Genomic DNA, 22,377 nt, shown 5'->3' with positions numbered 1-22,377 from the left:
TCTGATATTCAATAACTTAAAGGGCTTGGAGCCGTTGATATCCGATAACAAAGCGCTGCTATTGCTTGTCTGACAGCGGCAACTCCAGTGTCCTAGCATCGAATTTGCGGTCCTTTGCTGGATCGCCAAAACACCCGAAAGGACATCGCTATGCACCGGAAATTCATCGCTCTAATCATTGCGACTGCCGTGGCAGTCACTGGGGTTTCGGCGTCTCAGGCCCGCGCGGCTGACACCCGTGATATTCTGGGCGGGCTGGCTGCAATCGCGATCATCGGCGCAGCAGTTCACCATTACAACAAAGACAAACGCAAAAACCGCGCGACACGTCATTACGAACCTGCGCGACCCGCGCCTGTGATCACGCCGCAGCCCGTGCGACCGTTGCCGCAGCATGTGGCACGTTATGATTTGCCGCAACGTTGCCTGAGGACTTTCAAAGCCTACGGTGATCGTCCTCTGTTGGGCCCCAATTGCCTCAAGAAGCACTACAGACATTCCAATAGCCTGCCGCAACAGTGCAAGGTCGGTTTCTGGAATGGCAAAAAGGTCAAGCGCGCGTTCGAGCCTGCTTGCCTGCGCCAGCAAGGATATCGAGTCGTTTACCAGTAACTTTTTCGAGCAGGAGCGGCGTCGCAGAAACGCTGCGTAGGAGAGGGTGGTGAAAACTGCCCTCTCTTTTTGCTTGCGACGTAAGACGAAAAACGGTTTTTCGATTATATGACAGCACCGAATTACAACTTAGAGCAAGTCCTGCATGCAGATGGCTATGTCCGCATCGCTGGTGTTGATGAGGTTGGGCGCGGTCCGTTGGCTGGTCCGGTGGTGGCAGCTGCGGTCATTTTGAATCCAAAGGACATCCCGCAAGGGCTGAACGATTCTAAGAAGCTGACAGCCAAGCGCCGCGCGGTTCTGGATGCCGCGCTACGGCAGAGCGCCGAATTCGCGATTGCCAAGGCGTCAGTCGCTGAGATCGACGAAATCAATATTCTGCGCGCGTCGCATTTGGCGATGGAGCGAGCCGTGGCCGCGTTGAAACCGGCCCCGGATTACTTGTTGATTGATGGAAACCTGATCCCGCGCGGCTTGAAAATCGCATCGCAGGCTGTGGTCAAAGGGGATGCGCGATCTGTGTCGATTGCGGCGGCTTCGATCCTTGCCAAAAACTGGCGTGATCAAGTGATGGTGGATTTAGCGCAACAGCATCCCGGCTATGGATGGGACACAAATGCTGGCTATCCGTCAAAACAACACCGCGATGCGCTGCGAAATCTTGGTGTGACCCCACACCATAGACGTTCCTTCAAGCCGGTCCACAATATCTTGTATCAAGAGTAAATCGTAAGTCGCTGATTCAAAAAAGAAATTGACGGCGAATCCAGGATGACTCATCCTTGTCTCAACCAAATGAGCGCAAAAGCGCCGTGGAACCGAGGCAGTGAAATGACCACAATCAAGACAAAGAGCGCAGCCGCGCTCCCGTTAAACACGATTCTATCCGGGGACTGCATCGATGTGATGAACAGTCTTCCTGCGGCATCCGTGGACCTGATTTTTGCGGACCCGCCCTATAACTTGCAACTGAAAGGCCAGTTGCATCGCCCCGACAACTCTCAGGTAGACGCAGTTGACGATCATTGGGACCAATTTTCCAGCTTTGGCGTCTACGATAAGTTCACGCGAGAGTGGCTGAAAGCAGCCCATCGCCTGTTGAAGCCGAATGGCGCGATCTGGGTGATTGGATCGTACCACAATATCTTCCGTGTTGGCACGGCCTTGCAGGATGCAGGCTATTGGATTTTGAATGACGTGGTCTGGCGCAAATCTAACCCGATGCCGAATTTCCGCGGCAAGCGTTTTACCAACGCGCATGAGACGATGATCTGGGCCTCGAAACAGGAAGGTGCGAAATACACCTTCAACTACGAGGCGCTGAAAGCTCTGAATGAAGGCGTACAGATGCGCAGCGATTGGGTGCTGCCGATCTGTACCGGGCATGAGCGTCTGAAAGATGAAAACGGCGACAAGGCGCACCCGACGCAAAAGCCCGAGTCGCTGCTGCACCGGGTGCTAGTTGGATCAACCAATCCAGGTGACGTCATTCTGGACCCGTTCTTTGGCACAGGCACAACTGGCGCTGTCGCCAAGATGCTGGGCCGCGAATTCATCGGGATCGAGCGCGAGGAAAGCTATCGCAAGGTGGCTGAAAAACGCATCGCCAAGGTCCGCAAGTTTGACCGTGAGGCATTGGAAGTCAGCGCCAGCAAACGCGCCGAACCGCGTGTGCCTTTCGGCCAGTTGGTCGAACGTGGCATGCTGCGTCCTGGCGAAGAGCTATATTCCATGAACCAGCGCCACAAAGCCAAAGTGCGTGCCGATGGCACGCTGGTGGGCGACAACGTCAAAGGCTCGATCCATCAGGTCGGTGCGCATCTTGAGAATGCGCCATCTTGCAATGGCTGGACGTATTGGTGCTTTAAGCGCGACGGCAAAACCGTACCAATCGACGTGCTGCGCCAGCAGATCCGATCAGAACTGCACAGCTGACAACCAAATACCGCCGGTGCCTGTGGCCTGACACAAGGCACTACGCCTTGCCCCGCCGTATACGGCGGGGTCTTTTGTTTTTGTGCCAGAGATGGTTGCATGCAACAGCCCTGACAGACCCTGAAAAAGGCCGAGGCCATGACTGATTCAACAGCAAGCCAATCTCGTTTCGAAAGGTTTTTCCTGACGCAACCGGATAGCGTCGAGCTGGATAACAAATACACCGAGGCCGCATTGGCACGGCACAAGCGCGAGGGTTTGGAGCTTGCAGTTCGGGCTCGTTGGATTGCGATGGCGCTGACCGGAGTGCTGCTGATCTTTCTGAATCCGCATTGGGATGTCATGTGGTATCATTTCATCCTGTTGCTGATTTGCGCAAATGGCTGGTTGATCCGCCGCGCTGGTCGCGTGGGACAGTCCCGGACGGAGTTACTGCTCATCTTTTTGGATTTGTTGATCATGACGTTGGGCATGATTGTACCAAATCCGTTTAGCGATGATGTAAGGCCACTGGCCATGCAGTATCGCTTTGACAACTTTCAGTACTTCTTCATCATCTTGGCTGCGGGGACGCTTGCGTATTCTTGGCGGACAGTTGTCGCAATCGGGACATGGACCGCAATGATGTGGACGGCCGGTTGGATTATCGCATGGTGGCTGGCAACCCCGATACCCGGCATCAGTGAGCGGTTGGCAGATGCGTTGCAGGGGTATCCGGACGTCGCTGAGTTGCTGGACCCAAACAGCTTCATGGTGCCGCAGCGAGTGCAACAGGTCATCGTGTTTGTCATGGTGGCCGTGACTCTGGGTATCTCAATGCGTCGGCTGAACCACTTGCTGATGACCAATGCAGGGCTTGAGCGTGAACGGGCAAACCTGTCCCGATACTTTTCTCCCAATGTGGTTGAAGAACTCAGCCAGAATGACGAGCCGCTAAAGCAAGTTCGGAAAGAGAACATCGCCGTTTTGTTCATTGATATAGTGGGGTTCACAAAATTTGCGGCTGGGCGCGATCCTTATGACGTCATCGAAGTATTGCGTGGGTTTCATGCCCGAATGGAAACCGAAGTCTTCCGACACCACGGCACGCTGGACAAGTATCTGGGGGACGGGCTGATGGCCACGTTCGGCACACCCGTTCCGACACTCTTTGATGCGACCAATGCATTGGCCTGCGCGCGTTCGATGGTGGATGTCATGGAACGTTGGAACCTTGAGCGCCGTCGGGCCGGAGACCCTGAGATTCACGTCGGGATCGGAGTTCATTTCGGCTCGGTTGTGCTGGGGGACATTGGCGCTAATCGACTGGAATTTGCGGTTATCGGGGATGCGGTGAATGTCGCTGCCAAGTTGGAGGCGAAAACGCGCGACCTGAAGGCACGTGTTGTCATCAGTGAGGCTGTGCGGGAACAGGCGCTAAAGGAGCCGCCCACAGGCCAGGATTTGACGGAGGGTTTTGTCCTGTGCCCACAACAGGCCGTGCGCGGAGTCGAGACTGCCATGGATATCTGGATGATGTGAGGGGGAGCGCTCCCGCCACTTTAAATTGCATCATAAGATGCAATCCCAGCCGTTGGGCCGGGCAGCGCGCGAAACGCGCGCTGCGGTCAGGCGTTTGGTCGCGGGTTCATTGCTTTGTTGTAGGGCTTCCAATCCGAAATCTCGGGGTAGTATTGACGCCGCCAATCCCGGACGCGGGGGTTCATTACCCGGCGCCACAGAGGTGGGATCATCGCGGCTATGGTCATCACCGGATAGCCATAGGGCAGTTGTGGCGCCGCGTCCTGCGTATGATGCTGAAGCAGCGGGAAGCGTCGGTTCGGTTTGTAGTGATGGTCCGAATGCCGTTGCAGGTTGATCAACAACCAGTTCGAAGCCTTTTGCGACGCGTTCCACGAGTGACGCGGCAAGACATGTTCGTATGTCCCGTCGCCCAGGTGTTTTCTGGTCAGCCCGTAATGCTCGACATAGTTCACCAGTTCCAATTGCCAGATCGCAACACCGGCCTGAAGCAGGAACAGCGCCAGACCCAGCCAGCCGCCCATCACTAAAGCAAGTAGCATCATTCCGCCTTGCAAAGCCCAGTAGCGCCAGAACGGGTTTTTGCGATCCGTCCACGGTTGACCCTTGCGGGCCAGCTTGTCGCGTTCGGCTTTGAATGCGGAAACCAGGCATTGCAGTAACACGCGCGGGTAGAACCGATGAAATCCCTCGTTGTACCGGGCGGTGACAGGGTCCCGTGGCGTGCCGACATAACGGTGATGGACCAGCAGGTGCTCGGACCGGAAATGGGAATACAGGACCATCGCCAAAAGCACATCACCAAACCAGCGTTCAAGACGGCTGCTTTGGTGCATCAATTCATGGCTGTAGTTGATACCGATGGTGCCCGAGATGACGCCCATCCCGAAGAACAACCCAAACTTTTCCAGCCCCGACAGATGATCGGTGCGGGTGGCATACCAGATCAGGCCGTAGAGTGTCAGAAACTGAACGGGTGTCCAAAGCTTGGTTAGCAAAACATACCACTGGAGCACATCGTCCGGCGTGTTCGGATCGGCATTGTCCTCATTCAGCCCGGTGAGGCGGTCAAGCACCGCAAAGGCCCACCATGTCGACAAGGGCACCAACAAAAGCCACCAGCCACCGACAACGGCAGTTGCCCAGATCAATGGGATCAAAAGAAACGAAACCCAAAAGGGTATGGCGGATCTCCAACCCGATAATGTGCCAGATGCGATCATCCTGATGCTCCGATAGGATATGCGCAGCCTAGCCGCGCCAAACGCGCTTGCACAGCAGGCTTATTGCCTCTGCCAAAGGTCATGTGCCTTGCGCATCACGGTCGGAAGATCGCTGGGCTTGAACTCGTGTTTACCCAGAATGGTAAGGCCGTCCGTGGTTGTTTCCGCAGGCAGTTCAGCGGTCCAAATCCGCAAAACCAGATGGAAATGAGTGAAGGTATGGCGCACCTCGTCTGACAAGACGCTCCAGTCGGCTGCAAACGGCGGAGTCTGGGACGGGGTGTCGGACCACTCCGAGCCGGGCCAGCCTAGCATGCCACCCAGCAACCCTTTATCGGGCCGACGTTCCAGCAGCAGGGCGCCGTCCCGCCGACGTGCGATGTAAACATGCCCGAACCGCGTAGGCTTCGGTTTTTTGGCTGTTTTCTTGGGTAAATCCGCTTGTGTTCCTGCAATCCGCGCCGCGCAAGGTGTGCGCAATGGACAGATGCCACAGGCCGGAGATTTGGGTGTACAAATCGTGGCCCCCAGGTCCATAACAGCCTGGGAGTAGTCGCCGGGCCGCTGGGTCGGCGTCAAAGCAGCGGCTTCTTTCATCAAGATTGGTTTAGATCCGGGCAAAGGGTCATGAATGTCATAAAGACGCGACATGACACGCTCGACATTGCCATCCAGAACCGTTTCAGGGCGGTCAAATGCAATGGCTGCCACTGCGGCTGCAGTATAGGGGCCGATGCCCGGCAGTTTGAGCAGCGCGTCAAAGGTATCCGGAAATTGCCCGTCGTATTCATCTGCCACAACGCGTGCGCATTTCAGCAGGTTGCGTGCACGGGCATAGTAACCCAATCCGGCCCATTCCCCCATGACATGATCGTCCGGGGCAGCTGCCAGTGAAGCAACATCAGGCCACCGCGTTGTGAAACGCATGAAGTAGTCGCGCACAGCAGCAACCGTTGTTTGTTGTAGCATGACTTCAGACAGCCACACGCGATAGGGATCTGGTGTCACTCCGGCGGAACGATCAGCCGGGCCAACACGCCACGGCATTTGGCGAGCATTGTGGTCGTACCAGTCCAAAAGTGCGGCGCTTACGCTGAATTCGCTGATGTCACGCAAGTTTTATCTATCTCCCTGTCGGGTTTCTCTGGCGCCTATGCCCATGCCCTCTACAATAGAGGTGCAGGAGTTGGAAACCAGATGCAACGCAGACGTTCGTCGACTCGCGGATTCAAACGTACCGCAACCTTGCTGAATGACCAGATTCGGCGCGCCGGTGAAAGCCGGGGCTTTGCTGTGTCGCGCCTGTTGACCCATTGGGCCGAGATTGTGGGGCAGGATACCGCCGCCATCTCGCGACCTGTGAAAGTTGGCTATGGCAAAGGCGGGATTGGTGCGACCCTAACCGTTCTGACGACAGGTCCGCAGGCACCGATGTTGGAAATGCAAAAGGAACAACTGCGCGACAAGGTCAACGCGATCTATGGCTACAATGCGATCAGCCGTATTCGCATCACCCAGACCGCGCCGACCGGATTTGCCGAGGGGCAGGCCAGTTTCGATCACAAACCGAAAAAGCCGAAACCTACGATTGCACCCGAAATTGTAGCCGAGGCTGACAAAGCGTCGCGAGAGGTTCACGATGGTGATTTGCGCGCGGCCCTTGAACGTCTTGGTCGTAACGTTCTATCCAAACAGAAACGCTGAGAAAGGGCTGAGAATGAGCCGTATTGCAACCGTAATTTGTACGGCCGTCGCCGTCGCCGCTGGCGGCTATTGGTTGACGCTGTCAAACTCCACCGCACCCAATCCGCTGGTCAGTAGTGCCGAGGCACAAGAAGCGGATCTGGACACATCGACCGTTGTTGAAATGGTGCAAGGGGACAAGGATGCGCCTGTCGAGATCATCGAATATGCATCCTATACTTGCCCTCATTGCGCGAATTTCCACAAAGGCACTTACAAGCAGCTAAAGAAGGACTTTATCGATACCGGTAAGGTCAAGTTCATCTACCGCGAGGTCTACTTTGACCGCTACGGTCTTTGGGCATCGATGGTGGCGCGCTGCGCGGGTCCCGAGAAATTCTTTGGCATTACCGATCTGATCTATGACGGGCAGTCCGAGTGGACTCGCGCCGGTGGTCCGACCGAGATCGTCGATGAACTGCGCAAAATCGGTCGCCGCGCCGGTATCGACAATGACCAGCTTGAAGCGTGCCTGCAGGACGGCACCCGCGCGCAGACTTTGGTTGCCTGGTATCAGGAAAACGCTGAGCGTGACGGCATCGAGGCAACGCCCTCGTTTGTTGTGAATGGCAAGAACGTCTCAAACCAGTCTTACGAAGAATTCAAAGCACTGATCGAAGACGAGTTGGGCAGCTAACGCTTTTCCGGTTGGCGCGTCGGGTGCCGACCGGATCGTCTACGGGGATGGTGCGGCGCGCAGCAGCATCTCCCTGATCGTTTCTGGTTCCGACATCTGAAGGCGAACGGGCAAAGTGATCACTTTGCTTCGAAAGGCTGCGGGTAGGCGCACGGCGTCCTTTTCGGTGGTCACCATCTGTGCACCCAGCACCCGCGCTTCGTTTTCCAGCCGGGTCATTAGGGCTTGTGTCAGCGGTTGATGATCGTCCAGTGCTTCTGCCCGCAAAAGCTCAACGCCCTGTTGGCGCAGAGTTTCAAAGAACTTTTCCGGATGTCCGATGCCCGCAAAGGCCAAAGCCCGCGTACCGGCCCAATCCATCCCTGTTTGCAAGGGCACAACGGCTCCGGTGGTGTGCGGCACCGTGAGTTTCGTGCCCCAGCGTTCCATAAACTGCGACTGAGCAGGGGCATCCCCCAGCGACAATACCACGTCCGCACGCTGAAGCCCTGCTTCCACCGGTTCCCGTAATGGTCCGGCGGGAAGGCACAAGCCGTTTCCGAATCCACGCTGTGCATCGACCACAATGATTGAGAAATCCTTGGCGACTGACGGGTTTTGAAACCCATCATCCAGGACAATCACACTTGCCCCTTCGGCGGCAGCAGCCCGGGCACCTGCCGCCCGATCTTTGGCGACCCAGACATCAGCGAACATTGCCAGCAGTAGCGGCTCGTCCCCAACCTGCGCGGCAGTATGTTTGGACGGGTCGACCTGAACAGGCCCTTCCAACGACCCACCATGTCCGCGGGTCACGATGTGCGGTTTGTGCCAGGCGTTGCTTAGCTGTTCGACAATCCAGATAACGGTTGGTGTTTTGCCGGTGCCCCCCGCGTTCAGGTTGCCGACGCAAATCACTGGCACGCCGGGATCTACACCGGAACCCGAAGCGACCCGGCGCGCAGTAGCAGACGCATAAATCCGGCCCAGAGGAGCCAGCACCCGTGCCCGAATATCAAGCTGGCCTGGGGCCGTGTTCCAAAACTCAGGTGCGCGCATCGTCTGTACTCCGACGGTCCAGAGTTTCTTGAACCATCTCGATTAACTGATCTGCTTGGGGTGCGCCTTCGGTAATCATTTGCCATCCCGCCAAAGCCATGGCCGCGGCCTTGTCGGGTGCCAGCAGCTGAACAACCGACTCTGCCAGCTCGTTTGCTGTTTTGACCATCCGCGCCGCCCCGGCCTTTTCAAGACGATGGTACAGATCCTGATGCCGGTTCACAAACGGGCCATGAATGATGGCCGAACCCAGCGCGACAGAGTCCAGCGGATCCTGTCCGCCTGCGTCAAATTCAAGAGAGCTACCAATGAACGCAACGGCCGAGAGGCGCTGCCATAGGCCCAGATCTTCGGGTTCTGATGACAGGATGACTTGGGTCGTGTCCTCGATCAACCCACCTTCATCCCAATTGCTGCATCGCAGATCCATAGACTCGAGGCGACGATGCAGCGGTGTGGCTTCGCTGATATCAGCGACGTGTAGCACCAGCGCCAGGCGCGGTAACAGCCTTAGTGCCTGGCGATGTGCGCTGAGAACAGAGATGAATTCCTTGTCCTGAACCCACGCGGCCAACCACACGGGTCGACCCGCGAGTGTTTGGTTGATTTCGATCAGCTCGTCTTCGGGCCAGGGGCTTGGGTTCGGGCTGATCTGCAAGGGCGGGGCCTCTGACACCTTTGTGGAAGGGATGCCCAGCCGCCGAATTTGACGCGCGGTTTCAGGGGTAGTTGTCAGGATCTGGCGGAAACAATCGAAGGTGTACCGGGTAATATCAGGCAACCAGCGCGCGCTGCGGGCAATCGTGATGTCCAGTTTCGCCTCGATCAAGATCAGGGGAATCCCACGTTCGTGGGCGCGGGTGATGATGTTTGGCATCACGCCACCGCCAACCCAAATCCCCATATCCGGGCGCCAGTGGTCCAGAAACCCGCGTGCTGCCCCGGCTTGTTCCATCGGAAGCTTGACCAGAGGAAATGTGCAACCAGTCCAACGTGCCAGATCGGCGTTGGGTGGTGCTGTCAGCAAAATTGAAAGCCCGAGGCGTGCTTGTTGCATCTGACGACAGAAGTCGTTGACGACCCGCAGTCGATCCTGCGACGCGACGTGAATCCACAACAACTCGCCCTCTGGCCGGGGCATGTCCGATTGACCAACCCCGTTTGGCACGCCCCAGGACAGAACCCGATAGGCCGCCAAACTCAGAGAGCGCGGCTTGCTCATTCGCTAATGCCCGACCCGTCCGGGTCCAGCTGCGCTGACAATTGCCCATGAATATCCGCACCGGCAGCAATGACCCCGTTTAAACGGGGATGGGAGTTGTTAAATCGCAGAGGCAGACCGGTTCGGTCCGAGCAGAGTCCGCCTGCCTCGCGAATGATCAAATCACCAGCGGCGATGTCCCATTCCCAGCTGGGACGAAGGGTCAGCATGCCGTCGAACCGTCCTTGTGCAACCAAAGCCATGCGATAGGCCAAAGAAGGGCGGTAGGCTCGTTCAAAGGCTGGGACCTCTCCCAGACGCCAATGACGCGCTGCAAGGTTGGGCTTGGCCGCCAAAATCTCGGCCTTGTCCAATCCAGCAGCTTGGGACGCCCGAATCTTTTGCCCATTCAACGTGGCACCCTGGCCCTTTGCAGCAGCATAAAGCAGGTCGCGCCTTGGCAGGTACACAACGGCCGCCGTCACCTCGCCATGGTCCGCGACGGCAAGGGAATGTGCCCAAGTACGCGCGCCCTCAGCAAAACTGCGGGTGCCGTCGATCGGATCAATGATGAACGCGATGTTCCGCGACAGGCGGTCAGGGGTATCCTCGGTCTCTTCGCTAAGCCAACCATAGCCTGGACGCGCGCCGGGCAGGCGTTCTTCAAGCATTGCATTGACTGCCAGATCTGCTTCGGTCACTGGCCCGGCGCCGTCGGGCTTGTCCCAACGTTGCGCCTGCGTGCCAGAATATCGCGTGGCGATCTTGCCAGCCTCTAGGGCGGCTTCGATCAGAAGAGGTAAGTCAGTTGCCGGCAAGCGTCATTCCTTCGATCAGCAACGAGGGGACGACCCGCGACAGGTATGGGCGCGCGTCATTGGCGGGCAGAATGCGTTTCAACATGTCGCGCAGGTTTCCTGCGATGGTGCATTCATTCACCGGATACGTGATCTCTCCATTTTCGACCCAAAAACCCGAAGCGCCCCGGGAATAATCGCCCGTGTTGGGGTTGATCGTAGAACCGATCATCGAGGTCACCAGCAACCCGGTTCCCATGTCTCGCAGCAGGTCAGCACGGCTCTGGTCGCCTTGTGTCAGGCTCAGATTCCAGTTGCTGGGCGATGGCGGCCCTGAGACGCCGCGCGTGGCATTTCCGGTCGAGGCCATATCCAGTTTACGCGCGCTGGACAGATCCAGTGTCCATCCGGTCAAGATACCGTTTTTGACAATGGCGCGACTTCGCGTGGGCAACCCTTCGGCGTCAAAAGGACGCGAGCCTGAGATGCGCGGGCGGTGTGGGTCTTCGATCAGGGACAGATGTTCGGGCAGAACCTGTTGTCCCAGACTATCTGCCAGCCATGATGCTCCGCGCGCAACAGCCGCGCCATTGCTGGCGGCCAGCAGGTGGCCGATCAGTGACGATGAAATACGTTCGTCGAACAGGATTGGAAAACTGCCGGTTGCGGGTTTGCGGGCGCCAACCTGTTCCACCGCGCGCTCGCCGGCTATGCGTCCGATTTCGTCGGGACTGCGTAAATCCGACTGAAAAGTTCGGCTGTCGCCATCATAGTCCCGCTCCATACCGGTGCCTTCGCCTGAAATGGCAACACACGACGTTGAACGGCTGCTGCGCTTGTACCCACCGGAAAACCCGTTGGTCATCGCCAGATGCACCCGGTGCGTCCCGTAGCTTGCCGCCGCGTCCGACACTTGTGATACGCCGGAAACGGCCAACGCCGCTGCTTCGGCGCGAAGCGCATCCTGCATCAAGGCTTCGGCAGAGGGTTCCGAGGTCGGATCGAACAGCTCAAGCGCCTGAATATTCCAGTCCTGGGCAATCTGGTCACGTTCAGCCAACCCGGTAAACGGGTCTTCGGGGGCTTCGCTGGCCATGGCAACCGCGCGTTCGGCCATAACTTTCAGCGTTTCGGGGCGCTTGTCCGAGCTTGAAACGATTGCCTGCCGTTTTCCCAGAAACACCCTCAGACCCAAATCCGTGCCTTCAGAGCGCTCGGCATGCTCAAGCGCACCGCCGCGCACTTCGACGGAAACCGAAGATCCGTCGATAACGATGGCATCGGCGGCCTCGGCCCCTGCAGTGCGGGCCGCATCCAGCAGTTGCTGGCTGATTTCTTCTGGTGTGCGGGTCATGTGGCCTCCGGTTTGATTGCACTGGACCTAGCCTTGGACCGACCGTCTCGCAATACCCGTGACCAAATTGTGCAGAGAGTCGATGGCATTATCACGTCTGAGTTTCCAGCTTACCACATCGGTAAGGTTGGCCTTATGTGCATGAAACACCAATAGGCAACGACGCCTGAGATGGATATTTGCCTACGAGAAATGCGTTAGATCAGACGCGCTGACACAGTTGTCGCGCACTAGATTGCAATCGTCTAGATGAGGAGGCCGCACCCAAGCAGCCTCCTTATGTTGTCGCTATTTGATGCGCTGACCATTGGCCAGGATTTGGCCGTCTTCAGTGAACTCGATCTTGGAATTCAGCGTATCGGGCTCTTCGCCGGGCACAGCCATCATGCCCATCATCATCCGCGCGCCCATCGCGTCATTGTCTGACATCAGACCCATGCCGATCAGTTTGTCGATCAACGTGTTGGCCCCTACAAGCTGCAGGTTTGCGACACCGGACGGCGCGGGCAGGCCGCCATATTCTTCAACGTTTGCGTTATCGAAGGCAAAGTCGCCGTCGCCAGTCAACTTGGCTCCGACCATCGAGACCAGCAACTCGTTGATTTTCAATGAATGCAGCTCTCCGGGCGTCGCATCATCTGCTTCCAATGCAGCGGCTGACTCGGGATCGAAGATATTCATCAGAACTTTGGCCGTGCCAACCGTGTCTAATGCAATAGTTGCAGGATCGCGTGGCAATGTGCCCGCCGGATCAAATATGCCCCACAGCACGTCTGACATGGTGAAATCCGTCAGGTTCATACCAAAGCCAAACGGTTGGATCTCTTCTGACTGCTGAAGCGGAAACTCGAATTGCAACCCGGCCTTAGCCATCGCCAACTCGATCGGGAATGGCAGATCTGCCGTGGTAACGGCCAGCTTCGTGCTGTTTTGTTCAATGTCATAGGCTACGCGTTCTGCATCTATGCTGGCTGCGAAACGTCCGCCTTCGGACGTGCTGCCCATCGAAAACTCCTCGCCCTCGCTGACGCCGCTGACATCTGTCGCTCCAGACGTGTACGTGAAGTTGCCCGAAAAGGCGAAGCCGGCCTCGTAGAAGGCCTGAGGGTTTGACAGGTCAAAGTCGCTTGGGATGATGTTCTCGCCTTCAAAGGCCAGCCCATTCAGTTTACCGTCGATCAGACCGGTTTCGTCGTTTTCCGGATCTTTGAACCGGACATTGTACGACATGTCAGCCGCATTAAAGGTCTGGGCGATGTCGCGATTTTCGCCGACACGCATCCGCGAACTTCCGTCCACATCGTTCGCTTCCATGCTGACGGCCAGAGTGTCGTTCGGCAAGGTTTCACCGTCCATCTCAAGCGAATCCAGAACGATAGCCAGTTTGGCCGCCGTGTAATCATAGGTCATGTCTTCTGGCGACCCGGAAACGACCATATTCAACTGGCTGTGAGAATAGACGACATCGGCAGAAAACTCTTCTCCCTCGGCCTGTCCGGCAACTGTCATCGGAAAGCTTTCGGGCAAGTCGATGCTGACCGTGCCATCGCCGTTTTCGGTCAGCGTCATTTCCGGCATGGCCATCTGGAATTGCCCGTCGTCGTCGGGAAACTCCATAGACAGTGTCATGTTGGAAATGGTGGTAACGTTGCCTGATGCGCTTTCGTCACCGGCGATGGAGTAACCCATTGATGTGAAATATGTTTGCCAATCAGCCCAAACATCGTTTGCGGTCAGGTCGGCCAGTGCGCCTTGGGTTGCAACGGCATAAGCCAAGGCTGCGCCGCAACTACGGCGTAGGAAAACAGACATAAGGTAACCCTTCTTGATCAATTTGATGCGCATGGTCGGGCTTGTGGAGGGTATCGTCAAGGGGGCAAGGGGTAGACCAATTCCCCATTTACGCGGTACGGCTGTAGTTGATTTCCGAACCGACCGATAAGGAGAAGCAAATGCAAGGAAAAACGGTGCTCATAACAGGGGCCAGCCGTGGGATCGGGGCCGAGGCAGGGCGCGTTTTTGCCGCAGCTGGCGCCAATGTTGTCTTGGTCGCTCGTAGCCGAGATCAGATCGAAACACTGGCTGCCGGGCTGGGTGACAATACCATTGCACTAGCCTGCGACGTCAGCGATTTTGCGCAGGTCGAACAAGTGGTTGCAGATTGCGTCGACCGTTTCGGCGGTTTGGATGTGCTGATTGGAAATGCTGGCGTGATCGAGCCGATCTTTCATCTGTCCAACGCGGATACCGAGGCTTGGAGCCAGGCAATTGATATCAACCTTAAAGGTGTCTTCTACGGCATGCGTGCGGCCCTGCCGGTTATGCGCGCCGCTGGGGGGGGTACCATTTTGACCGTGTCATCTGGCGCAGCATCGAACCCGGTTGAGGCTTGGAGTCACTACTGCGCCTCTAAGGCGGGGGCGAAGATGCTGACAGAGTGTCTTCATCTGGAAGAAGGCCATCATGGGATTCGTGCCATAGGCCTGTCACCGGGCACGGTTGCGACGGATATGCAGCGGGTCATCAAGGCCAGCGGTATCAATCCGGTCAGCCAGTTGGATTGGGAGGATCACATTCCGGCAGACTGGCCAGCGCGCGCGCTTTTGTGGATGTGTTCCAAGGAGTCAGAGGCGTATCTTGGCACGGAAATTTCGCTCAGACAGGACGAAATCCGCAAGAGGATTGGGTTAACGTGATCGAACTTGCGCAGAAGGATGGCCTTTGGACAGTTACGATCTACAACCCGGGAAAGGCGAACGCTCTGACCGGGGCGATGTTGACCGAACTGGCCGAAATCGCCGAAGCCGCGACTGAGGCGCGCGCGCTGATCCTGACAGGGGTGGGTAAGGTGTTCAGTGCAGGTGCTGATCTGGACGAGGCGCGCGCCGGGCTTGCGACTTCGGATGTTTGGGAGCGGCTGTCCGGCGCGATTGCGGCGCTACCTTGCCTGACCGTTGCGGCGTTGAACGGAACATTGGCGGGCGGGGCCCACGGGATGGTTTTGGCCTGCGATCTTCGCATTGCCGTCCCGTCGGCCAAGTTCTTCTATCCGGTCATGAAGCTTGGATTTTTGCCCCAACCTTCTGACCCCAAACGTATGTCTGCATTGATCGGGCCAGCCCGGACCAAGCTGATCCTCATGGCTGGACAGAAGATCACCGCGCCAGAGGCATATGCTTTTGGTCTGGTTGACCGCGTCGTGGAGTCTGAAGATCTATTGTCAACAGCGCGACAGCTGGTGGCGGACAGCGTTGGCGCAGATCCCAAAATTGCAAGTGGAATAGCGGAGTTATGTGTATGAGACTTTCTGCCTTGCGGTTGCGGGTCTCTGACACTGATCGCCTTGCGCAATTCTATTCCGAAGCGTTCGGAATGTCCGTGCACAAGGAAGGACAGAATTGCCGCATCGGATATCACGGCGAAGACGCGGATTTGCTTTTGATGTCCGGTGGTGGAGGCTATGTGCCCGATCGCGGACAACGCTATTGGAAAATCGGTGTGACCGTGCCGGATGTGGATATGGCGGCGGCTTTCCTGCAAGGGCAGGGTGTTGAGATCAGCGCTCCGCAACAGTTTCTCGATATCGGGTACATGTGCCATCTAAGCGATCCCGAGGGCTTCGCTATAGAGCTGTTGCAGCACGATTTCGAAGGCAACCGCCCCGAGCAGGGCGCTGATCCGGCCGCGCCGTTTGCGCAGGCTCGGATCGGCCAGATCACATTGCGAACCGGCGACATAGCTTCCGAAGACACGTGGTGCCGTGATCAGGGGATGACGCTTTTGTCGGTGCAGGACGTGTCGCCCTATGGGTTTGACCTGCACTTTTACGCTTTTACCGATGACACCTTGCCAAATCCTGATCTGTGGGCGGTTGAGAATCGCGAATGGTTGTGGCGACGCCCGTACACAACGCTGGAATTTCAACATGTTGCGGGTGCGGAGTTTGCGCCAGTGCCTGACTATCTGGGGATCGAGATCGAAGGCCTGCCAACACCGCTCAAGGACGCATTTGGTGACCCGGTTTTGCCGCGCTGATCACCGCCCGCGCCGTTTGCCAGGCACTTTCGACCGAAACCCAGGCGGGCGCTTGCGGACCCAGGCCAAGAATTTCTCAAGCCTCGGATGGGCTCGCAACGCGTCGATTGTGTTGAAGCTACGGGCCAATTCCGCTTCTCTCAGTGTTGCGTGAACCTCTTTGTGGCAGATCTGGTGCAGCAAAACGGTGGGTCCGCCCTTGCCTCCTTTGAGTTTTGGGATCAGATGATGCAGGCTGCCAGACCCACCGGGGATCGGACGGTCGCAAAGCGGGCAGATCGGATCACTGTTTGTCATAGTGACCGCAAAATCACGCCAATGGGCGGCTAAGGCAAGAGGGCGACAATGGCGCAGGCAGTGGTGATCGGGGCAGGGCCAGCAGGTTTGATGGCCGCAGAACAACTGGCCAATTCTGGCCATCCGGTTGTTGTGGCCGAAACCAAGCCGTCAGTTGCACGCAAATTGTTGATGGCTGGCAAATCGGGTTTGAACCTGACCAAAGATGCGCCGCTTGAAACCCTTATCGCGTCTTACGATGAAGCTGCGGACTGGTTGCAGCCGATGATCGCTGCATTTGATGCTCAGGGGGTTCAGAACTGGGCCCGCGATCTGGAGCAAGAGTTGTTCACCGGCTCAACCGGCAGGGTTTTTCCCAAAGTGATGAAGGCGTCCCCATTGCTGCGCGCATGGCTTGCGCGACTGGGACAGGCGGGTGTCGATGTCAGAGTGCGCTGGCGCTGGACCGGTTGGGATGGCCAAGCGTTGACGTTCGACACACCGGAAGGGCCGCAGTCTGTCGTCGCTGATGTCGCGATCCTCACCATGGGAGGGGCCAGTTGGTCGCGGTTGGGTTCCGATGGCAGTTGGGCCGAAATTCTGGCGGCTAAGGGACTTACTTTGACCCCGTTTGCGCCGGCAAATGCAGGGCTGCTGGTCGAGTGGTCACAGCATATGTCGCCACATTTAGGCGCGCCAATTAAGGGCGTTGCTTTACGGGCAGGGTCCGCGCAAACGCGGGGCGAGGCGGTGATTTCCCAACACGGGTTAGAAGGTGGCGGTATCTATACCATCTGCAAGGCGGTGAGAGAGGGCGCACCCCTGACCATCGATCTGATGCCGGACCTGACAAAAGGCGAAATCGCGACCCGCTTAAGCAAGCCCCGCGGTAAATCCAGCCTGTCTAACCACTTGCGCAAGGTGTTGAAACTTGGCGCCACCCGAACAGCTTTGCTGATGGAATTCGGTCGCCCGTTTCCGGATACGCCAGATGCATTGGCGCAAGTGATCAAATCCCTGCCTGTCCGACATGCTGGTCTAAGACCTATGGACGAGGCAATTTCGACCGCTGGCGGTGTTCCTCGGGCCGAATTGGATGACGGCCTGATGCTCAGGGCCGTGCCGGGTGTGTTCTGCGCCGGAGAGATGTTGGATTGGGAGGCCCCAACCGGTGGCTACCTGTTGACCGCCTGTTTTGCGACGGGCCGGTGGGCTGGCCAGTCCGCCGTCGACTGGTTGAAGGCCCAGAGCATCCGTTAGGACTTTTGCGCAAGTTCGGCCAATTTCAGGTATCCGGGCCGGTTCCTCATCTCTTTGCTATAGGCATTCAGCACGTCGGAATTCAGCGAAAACCGTGCGCCTCTGGCCCAGCTCATGCAGTGAACCAACAGGATGTCTGCTATGGTCATCTTCTCGCCCAGCAGAAACGGACCTTTGAACTGCTTTTCAAGGCGCTGAAGGTTGCGATCAAACTCCCACATTGCCGTTTCACTAACCTGAGGGGCGCGCTTGTCCTCGGGCAAGACAAAAGTGTGACGTGCTGCGATCCACAGCACCGCATCCAACTCGTCGAGCATGGTAAAGAAAACCGAATCCTGTGCCGCGCGCTCGAGACTTCCGGCAGGATAAGTAAGCGCCCCATGCTTATCCGCCAGGTAGGTCATGATCGCCGAGCTGTCGCTGATCACCGCATCACCATCGACCAGCACAGGGATTTTACCCGACAGGTTCAACGCAGTGATTTGCGGATCACGCGGACCGGCCTTGACGTGTTCATAGGGCTGACCGATTTCTTCCAGCATCCAAAGAATGCGCGAGGCGCGGCTGGGGATGCTGCCATAGACCTTGTACATGCGGGGCTCCTGCTGAGTGGGACTGTGCCGAGTGTGGGGCAGATCGGGAAGGCGTCAAGCGAAACGCGTGTTCATCGCGAACGGGCGAGCATCGCCAATCGGATCATCGCGCGTTCGACCAGCGCCATAGCGGGTGCAGTCTGACCTGCCGACCGTAGCGACAAATCCGTATCGGTTAGAACCGTTAATGCGGTTTGCAGCTTGGGAGCACCCCAACCCTGCGCCTGCCGCAGAATCCGGTCACGTCGCTTGCCATAGACCGGTGGACGCAGCTTGCCGATCCCTTGGGCTGCACCACCAGGGTCAGAAGCACAGGCATAAAGTGTTCGAAAGTGCCGCGTGGCGCCGATGCACAACGTGACGCCGTTGGTTCCTTGGGCCTGAAGCCGCCGGATCATCGGTCCGATCTCTCCGGCCCGTCCTTCTGCGACCACGTTCAAAACGTCATCCACCACCGCTTCGGTCGAACGCGGTGTACAGGCGTCAATATCTTCGATCGTCAGCTCAGAAGTGTCGCCGCGCTTGTAAAGTGACAGCTTCTCAACGGTTTGGGCAAAGTCCCCGGGGCCGAGGCCGACAGCCAATTCGGTGATCGCCGACATCGCGTCGTTTGGAATGTTCTGCACACCGGCTTGTGCCAGCACCCGCTCGACCTCGGCCCGTGATGGTGGATCATCATAGATCCCCACCGCATAGGTTGCCGGATGCGCCTCGAACGCTTTTCGGATTTTTGAGCTTGGCTTGAGCTGCCCTGCGGTCACGATAATCTGGGCGTCACCCGGCGACCAATCTTCCAGGGCCGCAACGATCGCTGGCGCGGCCGTATCGGTGGCATCTTCGACGAAGACGGCGCGGGGGCCTGGAAAGAAACCAACAGCTTTGACCGCATCCAGTAGCAAAGCCGGATCACCGCGCAGATCACCGCCGGGCATTCGGGTGAGGCGCATTTCTTCTTCAGCGCCCGGACCAAGCAGCGCTGCCAGAACCTGCTGGCGTTTTAGCGCGACTCGCATTGCGTCTGCACCGTAGATCAACAACCCGGTTTTGTTGGCGTCCGGCTTGGCGAAATATCCCTCAGCCTCGCGCGGGCTCAGTTTCATGCGGACAAACCTGGTGTGGCGTAGAGGCGGTTCATGATCTGGCTCGACAGAATCACCATCAGCCGTTCTTTCGCGTCACGTTCATCCGCTAATGTGGACACGGTTGACCCAGCAGCCGAATAGCCAACGAAATCGGTCACGTTACCTGATGCAACGATTTGTCCAGTCTCATTGGAACGCAGCGAATATTGGGCGCTTCCGTCAATGGTATATCGGTTGGTTTCATTGGTTGTTGAGATGGCGGCGCCTCGGGTCACAGTCGAAACCTGCACATCCAGTTTGTATTCCGAGCCAGAGCTTGCGCTGCGGCCCAGCTGCTGTTCCAGATTTTGAACCAGAAAATAGCTTTCAACAGTGTTTGGGGCGGAAACCGCAACTTTTCCATACAGTTCTGAACCCGATCCGCCCGGGGCATACACCGGTTCAAAGCCGCAGGCGGCCAGCGCCAGCGGCATCAACAGAAAGGTTCTTCGATCAAACGACGACATTTACGATCCGGCCCGGGACTACGATCACTTTCTTCGGCGTGGCACCATCCAGTGCCCTTTGTACAGCTTCGGTGCTGAGCGCGATTTTTTCAACCTCATCCTTTCCCAAATCCTTGGGAATGCTGATTTCCGCGCGGCGTTTCCCATTGATCTGGATCGGTAGGGTGATGGTGTCATCGACCAACATGCCCTCATTGGCGACGGGCCATGGGGCAGTGACCACCAGTCCTTCGCCCCCCAGCATCTGCCACAGCTCTTCTGACAGGTGCGGGGTCATCGGCGACATCAGCTGCGCCAGCGCTTTGGCCGCTTCGCGCTTGGCGCCTGTACCCGCCTTGGATTTCGCCAAAGTATTGGTGAAGGCATAAAGCTTGGCGATCGAGGCGTTGAACCCAAAGGATTCGACACCCCCCGACACATCATGGATGGCTTTGTGCATCTCTCGCAGCAGGGTTTCGTCTTCATTGTTGGCCGGATCGTCCGAACTGACGATCTCGGACGCGATGCGATGGACCCGGCTTAGATGTTTGAACGCCGCCTCGGCACCGGCTGCAGTCCATTCTACATCCCGTTCCGGCGGAGAATCGGACAACACGAACCAGCGCGCGGTGTCGGCACCGAAGGCCGAGATGATGCTGACCGGGTCAACCACGTTTTTCTTCGACTTCGACATCTTGGCGGAGGGGATGATTTCGACCTCAGTGCCGTCAGCCAGTTTGCCGTCGGTCACGTCCTCCGGCAGGTGATAGACCGGGCGACCGTTGGCATCGCGGGTCTGATAGATCTCGTGCGTCACCATGCCTTGGGTGAACAACGCATCAAATGGCTCGATTGCCTTTTTTGGCAAATGGCCGGTGATATTCATCGCCCGCGCGAAGAACCGCGAATACAGCAGATGCAGAATCGCGTGCTCGATGCCGCCGATGTACTGGTCGACATTCATCCAGTATTCGGCCTCGGCCAGATCGGTGGGTGTTTCGGCGTTGGGCGCAGTGAAACGGGCGAAGTACCAAGAAGAATCGACGAACGTGTCCATCGTGTCGGTTTCGCGCCTAGCCGCAGCACCACAATTAGGACACTTGCAATCCCGCCAAGTTGGGTGGCGATCCAGGGGGTTGCCCGGTTTGTCGAAGGTGACATCATCGGGCAAGCGGATTGGCAGGTTTTCGGGCTTTTCGGGCACGACGCCGCAGGAATCACAATGCACAACGGGAATTGGACAGCCCCAGTAGCGCTGACGCGACAGGCCCCAGTCACGCAGACGGTACTTTGTGACACCTTCGCCCCAGCCCGCTTTCTCAGCGAAATCGACGGTGGCGTTGATTGCTTCATCGCCCGTCGCCTCAGTCAAACCAGCGAAATGGTTCGCCCAACGGACTTTTTCAGTCTTAGGAGGCACAAAGGCGATTTTGTCGACCGGAGTATCGTTGTCCAAGGCGAAGAACGTATCGATCACTGGCAGGTCGTATTTGCGACAGAAATCCAGATCGCGCTGGTCATGCGCCGGACAGGCAAAGATCGCGCCGGTGCCATAGTCCATCAGGATAAAGTTCGCGATCCAGACCGGCAGTTCCCAATTTGGGTCCAGCGGGTGCTTGACCCTGATGCCAGTGTCATAGCCCAGCTTTTCAGCTGTCTCGACGGCCTCTTCTGTGGTGCCCATTTTCCGGCATTCAGCAACAAATTCAGCAAGTTCCGCATTCTCGGCTTCAAGTTGCTTGGCAATCGGGTGATCGGGCGAGATACCAACAAAGGACGCACCCAGCAAAGTGTCCGGGCGAGTTGTGTAGACCGTGATCGGCTCACCTTCGTCGGTGCGATCAAACGAGAATTGCAGGCCGCGCGATTTGCCGATCCAGTTTTCCTGCATCAGGCGCACTTTGGCGGGCCAGTTTTCGAGCGTGTCGAGTGCGTCTAGCAGCTCTTCTGAATAATCCGAGATTTTGAAGAACCACTGCGTCAGTTCGCGCCGTTCGACCAAAGCGCCCGAACGCCAGCCGCGCCCGGCTTCGACCTGCTCGTTGGCAAGAACCGTCATGTCGACCGGATCCCAGTTCACCACAGCGTTCTTGCGATACACCAACCCGGCCTGAAGCATATCCAGAAACAAAGCCTGCTGTTGACCGTAGTATTCGGGATCACAAGTAGCGAATTCGCGGGACCAATCAATCGACAAACCCAGCGGCTTCATCTGCGCGCGCATGTCCGCAATATTGCTGTAGGTCCAGTCCTTGGGGTGACCACCAATGGCCATGGCCGCGTTTTCCGCAGGCATTCCAAAGGCATCCCAGCCCATAGGGTGGAGCACGTTGTGGCCGGTTGCCAGCTTGTGCCGTGCGATCACGTCACCCATCGTGTAGTTGCGTACGTGCCCCATATGGATTCGACCGGACGGGTAGGGGAACATCTCAAGCACATAGTATTTCGGCTTGTCTGCCTTGTGGTTGGCCGTAAAGATTCCAGCCTTATCCCAGGCCTCTTGCCATTTTGCTTCGATTTCGGTGGCCGAGTAACGCGACATCTTGCGGTCCTTCGTGAATGAAAACGCCGGGCAGGAACCCGGC

General features: G+C 57.4%; 22 protein-coding genes. 10 read left to right on the top strand and 12 right to left on the bottom strand.

The window, feature by feature from the left end; genetic code table 11:
- The first annotated feature begins 150 nt into the window (after positions 1 to 150).
- The 4 genes from Q1B21_RS07460 to Q1B21_RS07445 all read left to right on the top strand — a co-directional run bounded on the left by Q1B21_RS07460 (position 151) and on the right by Q1B21_RS07445 (position 4,068).
- Entirely contained in the window at positions 151 to 612 is a 462-nt protein-coding gene (locus tag Q1B21_RS07460) for a hypothetical protein (RefSeq protein ID WP_299887772.1), read from the top strand.
- A 108-nt stretch (positions 613 to 720) separates the two neighbouring features.
- Positions 721 to 1,338, top strand: a complete 618-nt coding sequence (locus tag Q1B21_RS07455; RefSeq protein WP_299887769.1) for a ribonuclease HII — start codon at positions 721 to 723, stop codon at positions 1,336 to 1,338.
- A 105-nt stretch (positions 1,339 to 1,443) separates the two neighbouring features.
- Positions 1,444 to 2,547, top strand: a complete 1,104-nt coding sequence (locus tag Q1B21_RS07450; protein ID WP_299887766.1) for a site-specific DNA-methyltransferase — start codon at positions 1,444 to 1,446, stop codon at positions 2,545 to 2,547.
- A gap of 138 nt (positions 2,548 to 2,685) precedes the next feature.
- Positions 2,686 to 4,068: an adenylate/guanylate cyclase domain-containing protein gene (locus tag Q1B21_RS07445; RefSeq protein ID WP_299887764.1), complete on the top strand. Its 1,383-nt coding sequence runs from the start codon at positions 2,686 to 2,688 to the stop codon at positions 4,066 to 4,068.
- A gap of 86 nt (positions 4,069 to 4,154) precedes the next feature.
- On the opposite strand, the gene Q1B21_RS07440 is transcribed toward Q1B21_RS07445, so the two are convergent.
- A complete protein-coding gene (locus Q1B21_RS07440; protein WP_299887761.1) occupies positions 4,155 to 5,291 on the bottom strand; it encodes an alkane 1-monooxygenase in 1,137 nt (378 codons plus the stop codon).
- A 60-nt stretch (positions 5,292 to 5,351) separates the two neighbouring features.
- The gene (gene mutY, locus Q1B21_RS07435) at positions 5,352 to 6,407 is read right to left on the bottom strand and encodes an A/G-specific adenine glycosylase (protein WP_299887758.1); all 1,056 of its coding nucleotides are present in this window, start codon (positions 6,405 to 6,407) and stop codon (positions 5,352 to 5,354) included.
- Positions 6,408 to 6,488: 81 nt separating this feature from the next.
- Here mutY and Q1B21_RS07430 point away from each other — a divergent pair, with 81 nt between their 5' ends.
- Entirely contained in the window at positions 6,489 to 6,995 is a 507-nt protein-coding gene (locus Q1B21_RS07430; RefSeq protein ID WP_299887755.1) for a DUF721 domain-containing protein, read from the top strand.
- Positions 6,996 to 7,008: 13 nt separating this feature from the next.
- Positions 7,009 to 7,671 carry a DsbA family protein gene (locus Q1B21_RS07425; protein ID WP_299887752.1) on the top strand — a complete coding sequence of 221 codons (663 nt, stop codon included), beginning with the start codon at positions 7,009 to 7,011 and terminating at the stop codon, positions 7,669 to 7,671.
- 39 nt (positions 7,672 to 7,710) lie between these two features.
- Here the strand turns inward: Q1B21_RS07425 and lpxK are convergent, their stop codons facing one another.
- The 5 genes from lpxK to Q1B21_RS07400 all read right to left on the bottom strand — a co-directional run bounded on the left by lpxK (position 7,711) and on the right by Q1B21_RS07400 (position 13,873).
- On the bottom strand, positions 7,711 to 8,709 hold the full coding sequence (gene lpxK, locus Q1B21_RS07420) for a tetraacyldisaccharide 4'-kinase (protein WP_299887749.1): 999 nt from the start codon (positions 8,707 to 8,709) through the stop codon (positions 7,711 to 7,713).
- Positions 8,696 to 9,931: a glycosyltransferase N-terminal domain-containing protein gene (locus tag Q1B21_RS07415; RefSeq protein WP_299887746.1), complete on the bottom strand. Its 1,236-nt coding sequence runs from the start codon at positions 9,929 to 9,931 to the stop codon at positions 8,696 to 8,698. The genes lpxK and Q1B21_RS07415 overlap by 14 nt, the downstream gene beginning before the upstream one ends.
- A complete protein-coding gene (locus Q1B21_RS07410; RefSeq protein ID WP_299887743.1) occupies positions 9,928 to 10,728 on the bottom strand; it encodes a 3'(2'),5'-bisphosphate nucleotidase CysQ in 801 nt (266 codons plus the stop codon). The genes Q1B21_RS07415 and Q1B21_RS07410 overlap by 4 nt, the downstream gene beginning before the upstream one ends.
- Positions 10,715 to 12,061, bottom strand: coding sequence for a TldD/PmbA family protein (locus tag Q1B21_RS07405; RefSeq protein ID WP_299887741.1), 1,347 nt, complete (start codon positions 12,059 to 12,061; stop codon positions 10,715 to 10,717). Before Q1B21_RS07405 ends, Q1B21_RS07410 begins: the two co-directional genes overlap by 14 nt.
- A gap of 288 nt (positions 12,062 to 12,349) precedes the next feature.
- The gene (locus tag Q1B21_RS07400) at positions 12,350 to 13,873 is read right to left on the bottom strand and encodes a DUF2125 domain-containing protein (protein WP_299887739.1); all 1,524 of its coding nucleotides are present in this window, start codon (positions 13,871 to 13,873) and stop codon (positions 12,350 to 12,352) included.
- Positions 13,874 to 14,013: 140 nt separating this feature from the next.
- Here Q1B21_RS07400 and Q1B21_RS07395 point away from each other — a divergent pair, with 140 nt between their 5' ends.
- The 3 genes from Q1B21_RS07395 to Q1B21_RS07385 are packed head-to-tail and all read left to right on the top strand — an operon-like array spanning position 14,014 to position 16,096.
- Entirely contained in the window at positions 14,014 to 14,757 is a 744-nt protein-coding gene (locus tag Q1B21_RS07395; protein ID WP_299887736.1) for an SDR family oxidoreductase, read from the top strand.
- Positions 14,754 to 15,362 carry an enoyl-CoA hydratase/isomerase family protein gene (locus tag Q1B21_RS07390; protein WP_299887732.1) on the top strand — a complete coding sequence of 203 codons (609 nt, stop codon included), beginning with the start codon at positions 14,754 to 14,756 and terminating at the stop codon, positions 15,360 to 15,362. Before Q1B21_RS07395 ends, Q1B21_RS07390 begins: the two co-directional genes overlap by 4 nt.
- Positions 15,359 to 16,096: a VOC family protein gene (locus Q1B21_RS07385; protein ID WP_299887729.1), complete on the top strand. Its 738-nt coding sequence runs from the start codon at positions 15,359 to 15,361 to the stop codon at positions 16,094 to 16,096. The genes Q1B21_RS07390 and Q1B21_RS07385 overlap by 4 nt, the downstream gene beginning before the upstream one ends.
- Here Q1B21_RS07385 and Q1B21_RS07380 read toward each other — a convergent pair whose 3' ends face one another.
- Positions 16,097 to 16,393, bottom strand: a complete 297-nt coding sequence (locus tag Q1B21_RS07380; RefSeq protein ID WP_299887726.1) for an HNH endonuclease — start codon at positions 16,391 to 16,393, stop codon at positions 16,097 to 16,099. It abuts the gene before it with no gap.
- A 48-nt stretch (positions 16,394 to 16,441) separates the two neighbouring features.
- Between Q1B21_RS07380 and Q1B21_RS07375 the strand changes: the two genes are divergently transcribed.
- On the top strand, positions 16,442 to 17,632 hold the full coding sequence (locus Q1B21_RS07375) for a TIGR03862 family flavoprotein (protein ID WP_299887723.1): 1,191 nt from the start codon (positions 16,442 to 16,444) through the stop codon (positions 17,630 to 17,632).
- Here Q1B21_RS07375 and Q1B21_RS07370 read toward each other — a convergent pair.
- The 4 genes from Q1B21_RS07370 to leuS all read right to left on the bottom strand — a co-directional run bounded on the left by Q1B21_RS07370 (position 17,629) and on the right by leuS (position 22,334).
- Positions 17,629 to 18,225 (bottom strand): glutathione S-transferase family protein, encoded by a 597-nt coding sequence (locus tag Q1B21_RS07370; protein WP_299887720.1) that lies wholly within the window; start codon positions 18,223 to 18,225, stop codon positions 17,629 to 17,631. The genes Q1B21_RS07375 and Q1B21_RS07370 overlap by 4 nt on opposite strands.
- Before the next feature lie 71 nt (positions 18,226 to 18,296).
- The gene (holA, locus tag Q1B21_RS07365; RefSeq protein ID WP_299887716.1) at positions 18,297 to 19,325 is read right to left on the bottom strand and encodes a DNA polymerase III subunit delta; all 1,029 of its coding nucleotides are present in this window, start codon (positions 19,323 to 19,325) and stop codon (positions 18,297 to 18,299) included.
- Positions 19,322 to 19,813: an LPS assembly lipoprotein LptE gene (gene lptE, locus Q1B21_RS07360; RefSeq protein ID WP_298937344.1), complete on the bottom strand. Its 492-nt coding sequence runs from the start codon at positions 19,811 to 19,813 to the stop codon at positions 19,322 to 19,324. Before lptE ends, holA begins: the two co-directional genes overlap by 4 nt.
- Positions 19,800 to 22,334, bottom strand: coding sequence for a leucine--tRNA ligase (leuS, locus tag Q1B21_RS07355; protein WP_299887712.1), 2,535 nt, complete (start codon positions 22,332 to 22,334; stop codon positions 19,800 to 19,802). Before leuS ends, lptE begins: the two co-directional genes overlap by 14 nt.
- Between the last annotated feature and the right edge of the window lie 43 nt (positions 22,335 to 22,377).

Source organism: uncultured Ruegeria sp., from assembly GCF_947504215.1.
GTDB lineage: Bacteria > Pseudomonadota > Alphaproteobacteria > Rhodobacterales > Rhodobacteraceae > Ruegeria.
The sequence above is the reverse complement of the archived record's forward strand: the minus strand, read 5'-3'. Positions and strand labels throughout refer to the sequence as shown.

What these genes read in the sequence shown, in the direction of transcription:
- holA (WP_299887716.1), bottom strand. Translation starts at nt 19,325, where the DNA reads ATGAAACTGAGCCCGCGCGAGGCTGAGGGATATTTCGCCAAGCCGGAC.
- leuS (WP_299887712.1), bottom strand. Translation starts at nt 22,334, where the DNA reads ATGTCGCGTTACTCGGCCACCGAAATCGAAGCAAAATGGCAAGAGGCC.
- Q1B21_RS07445 (WP_299887764.1), top strand. Translation starts at nt 2,686, where the DNA reads ATGACTGATTCAACAGCAAGCCAATCTCGTTTCGAAAGGTTTTTCCTG.
- Q1B21_RS07385 (WP_299887729.1), top strand. Translation starts at nt 15,359, where the DNA reads ATGAGACTTTCTGCCTTGCGGTTGCGGGTCTCTGACACTGATCGCCTT.
- Q1B21_RS07415 (WP_299887746.1), bottom strand. Translation starts at nt 9,931, where the DNA reads ATGAGCAAGCCGCGCTCTCTGAGTTTGGCGGCCTATCGGGTTCTGTCC.
- Q1B21_RS07440 (WP_299887761.1), bottom strand. Translation starts at nt 5,291, where the DNA reads ATGATCGCATCTGGCACATTATCGGGTTGGAGATCCGCCATACCCTTT.
- Q1B21_RS07450 (WP_299887766.1), top strand. Translation starts at nt 1,444, where the DNA reads ATGACCACAATCAAGACAAAGAGCGCAGCCGCGCTCCCGTTAAACACG.
- Q1B21_RS07425 (WP_299887752.1), top strand. Translation starts at nt 7,009, where the DNA reads ATGAGCCGTATTGCAACCGTAATTTGTACGGCCGTCGCCGTCGCCGCT.
- Q1B21_RS07370 (WP_299887720.1), bottom strand. Translation starts at nt 18,225, where the DNA reads ATGTACAAGGTCTATGGCAGCATCCCCAGCCGCGCCTCGCGCATTCTT.
- Q1B21_RS07395 (WP_299887736.1), top strand. Translation starts at nt 14,014, where the DNA reads ATGCAAGGAAAAACGGTGCTCATAACAGGGGCCAGCCGTGGGATCGGG.
- lptE (WP_298937344.1), bottom strand. Translation starts at nt 19,813, where the DNA reads ATGTCGTCGTTTGATCGAAGAACCTTTCTGTTGATGCCGCTGGCGCTG.
- Q1B21_RS07430 (WP_299887755.1), top strand. Translation starts at nt 6,489, where the DNA reads ATGCAACGCAGACGTTCGTCGACTCGCGGATTCAAACGTACCGCAACC.
- Q1B21_RS07405 (WP_299887741.1), bottom strand. Translation starts at nt 12,061, where the DNA reads ATGACCCGCACACCAGAAGAAATCAGCCAGCAACTGCTGGATGCGGCC.
- Q1B21_RS07375 (WP_299887723.1), top strand. Translation starts at nt 16,442, where the DNA reads ATGGCGCAGGCAGTGGTGATCGGGGCAGGGCCAGCAGGTTTGATGGCC.
- Q1B21_RS07460 (WP_299887772.1), top strand. Translation starts at nt 151, where the DNA reads ATGCACCGGAAATTCATCGCTCTAATCATTGCGACTGCCGTGGCAGTC.
- Q1B21_RS07400 (WP_299887739.1), bottom strand. Translation starts at nt 13,873, where the DNA reads ATGTCTGTTTTCCTACGCCGTAGTTGCGGCGCAGCCTTGGCTTATGCC.
- Q1B21_RS07380 (WP_299887726.1), bottom strand. Translation starts at nt 16,393, where the DNA reads ATGACAAACAGTGATCCGATCTGCCCGCTTTGCGACCGTCCGATCCCC.
- Q1B21_RS07455 (WP_299887769.1), top strand. Translation starts at nt 721, where the DNA reads ATGACAGCACCGAATTACAACTTAGAGCAAGTCCTGCATGCAGATGGC.
- lpxK (WP_299887749.1), bottom strand. Translation starts at nt 8,709, where the DNA reads ATGCGCGCACCTGAGTTTTGGAACACGGCCCCAGGCCAGCTTGATATT.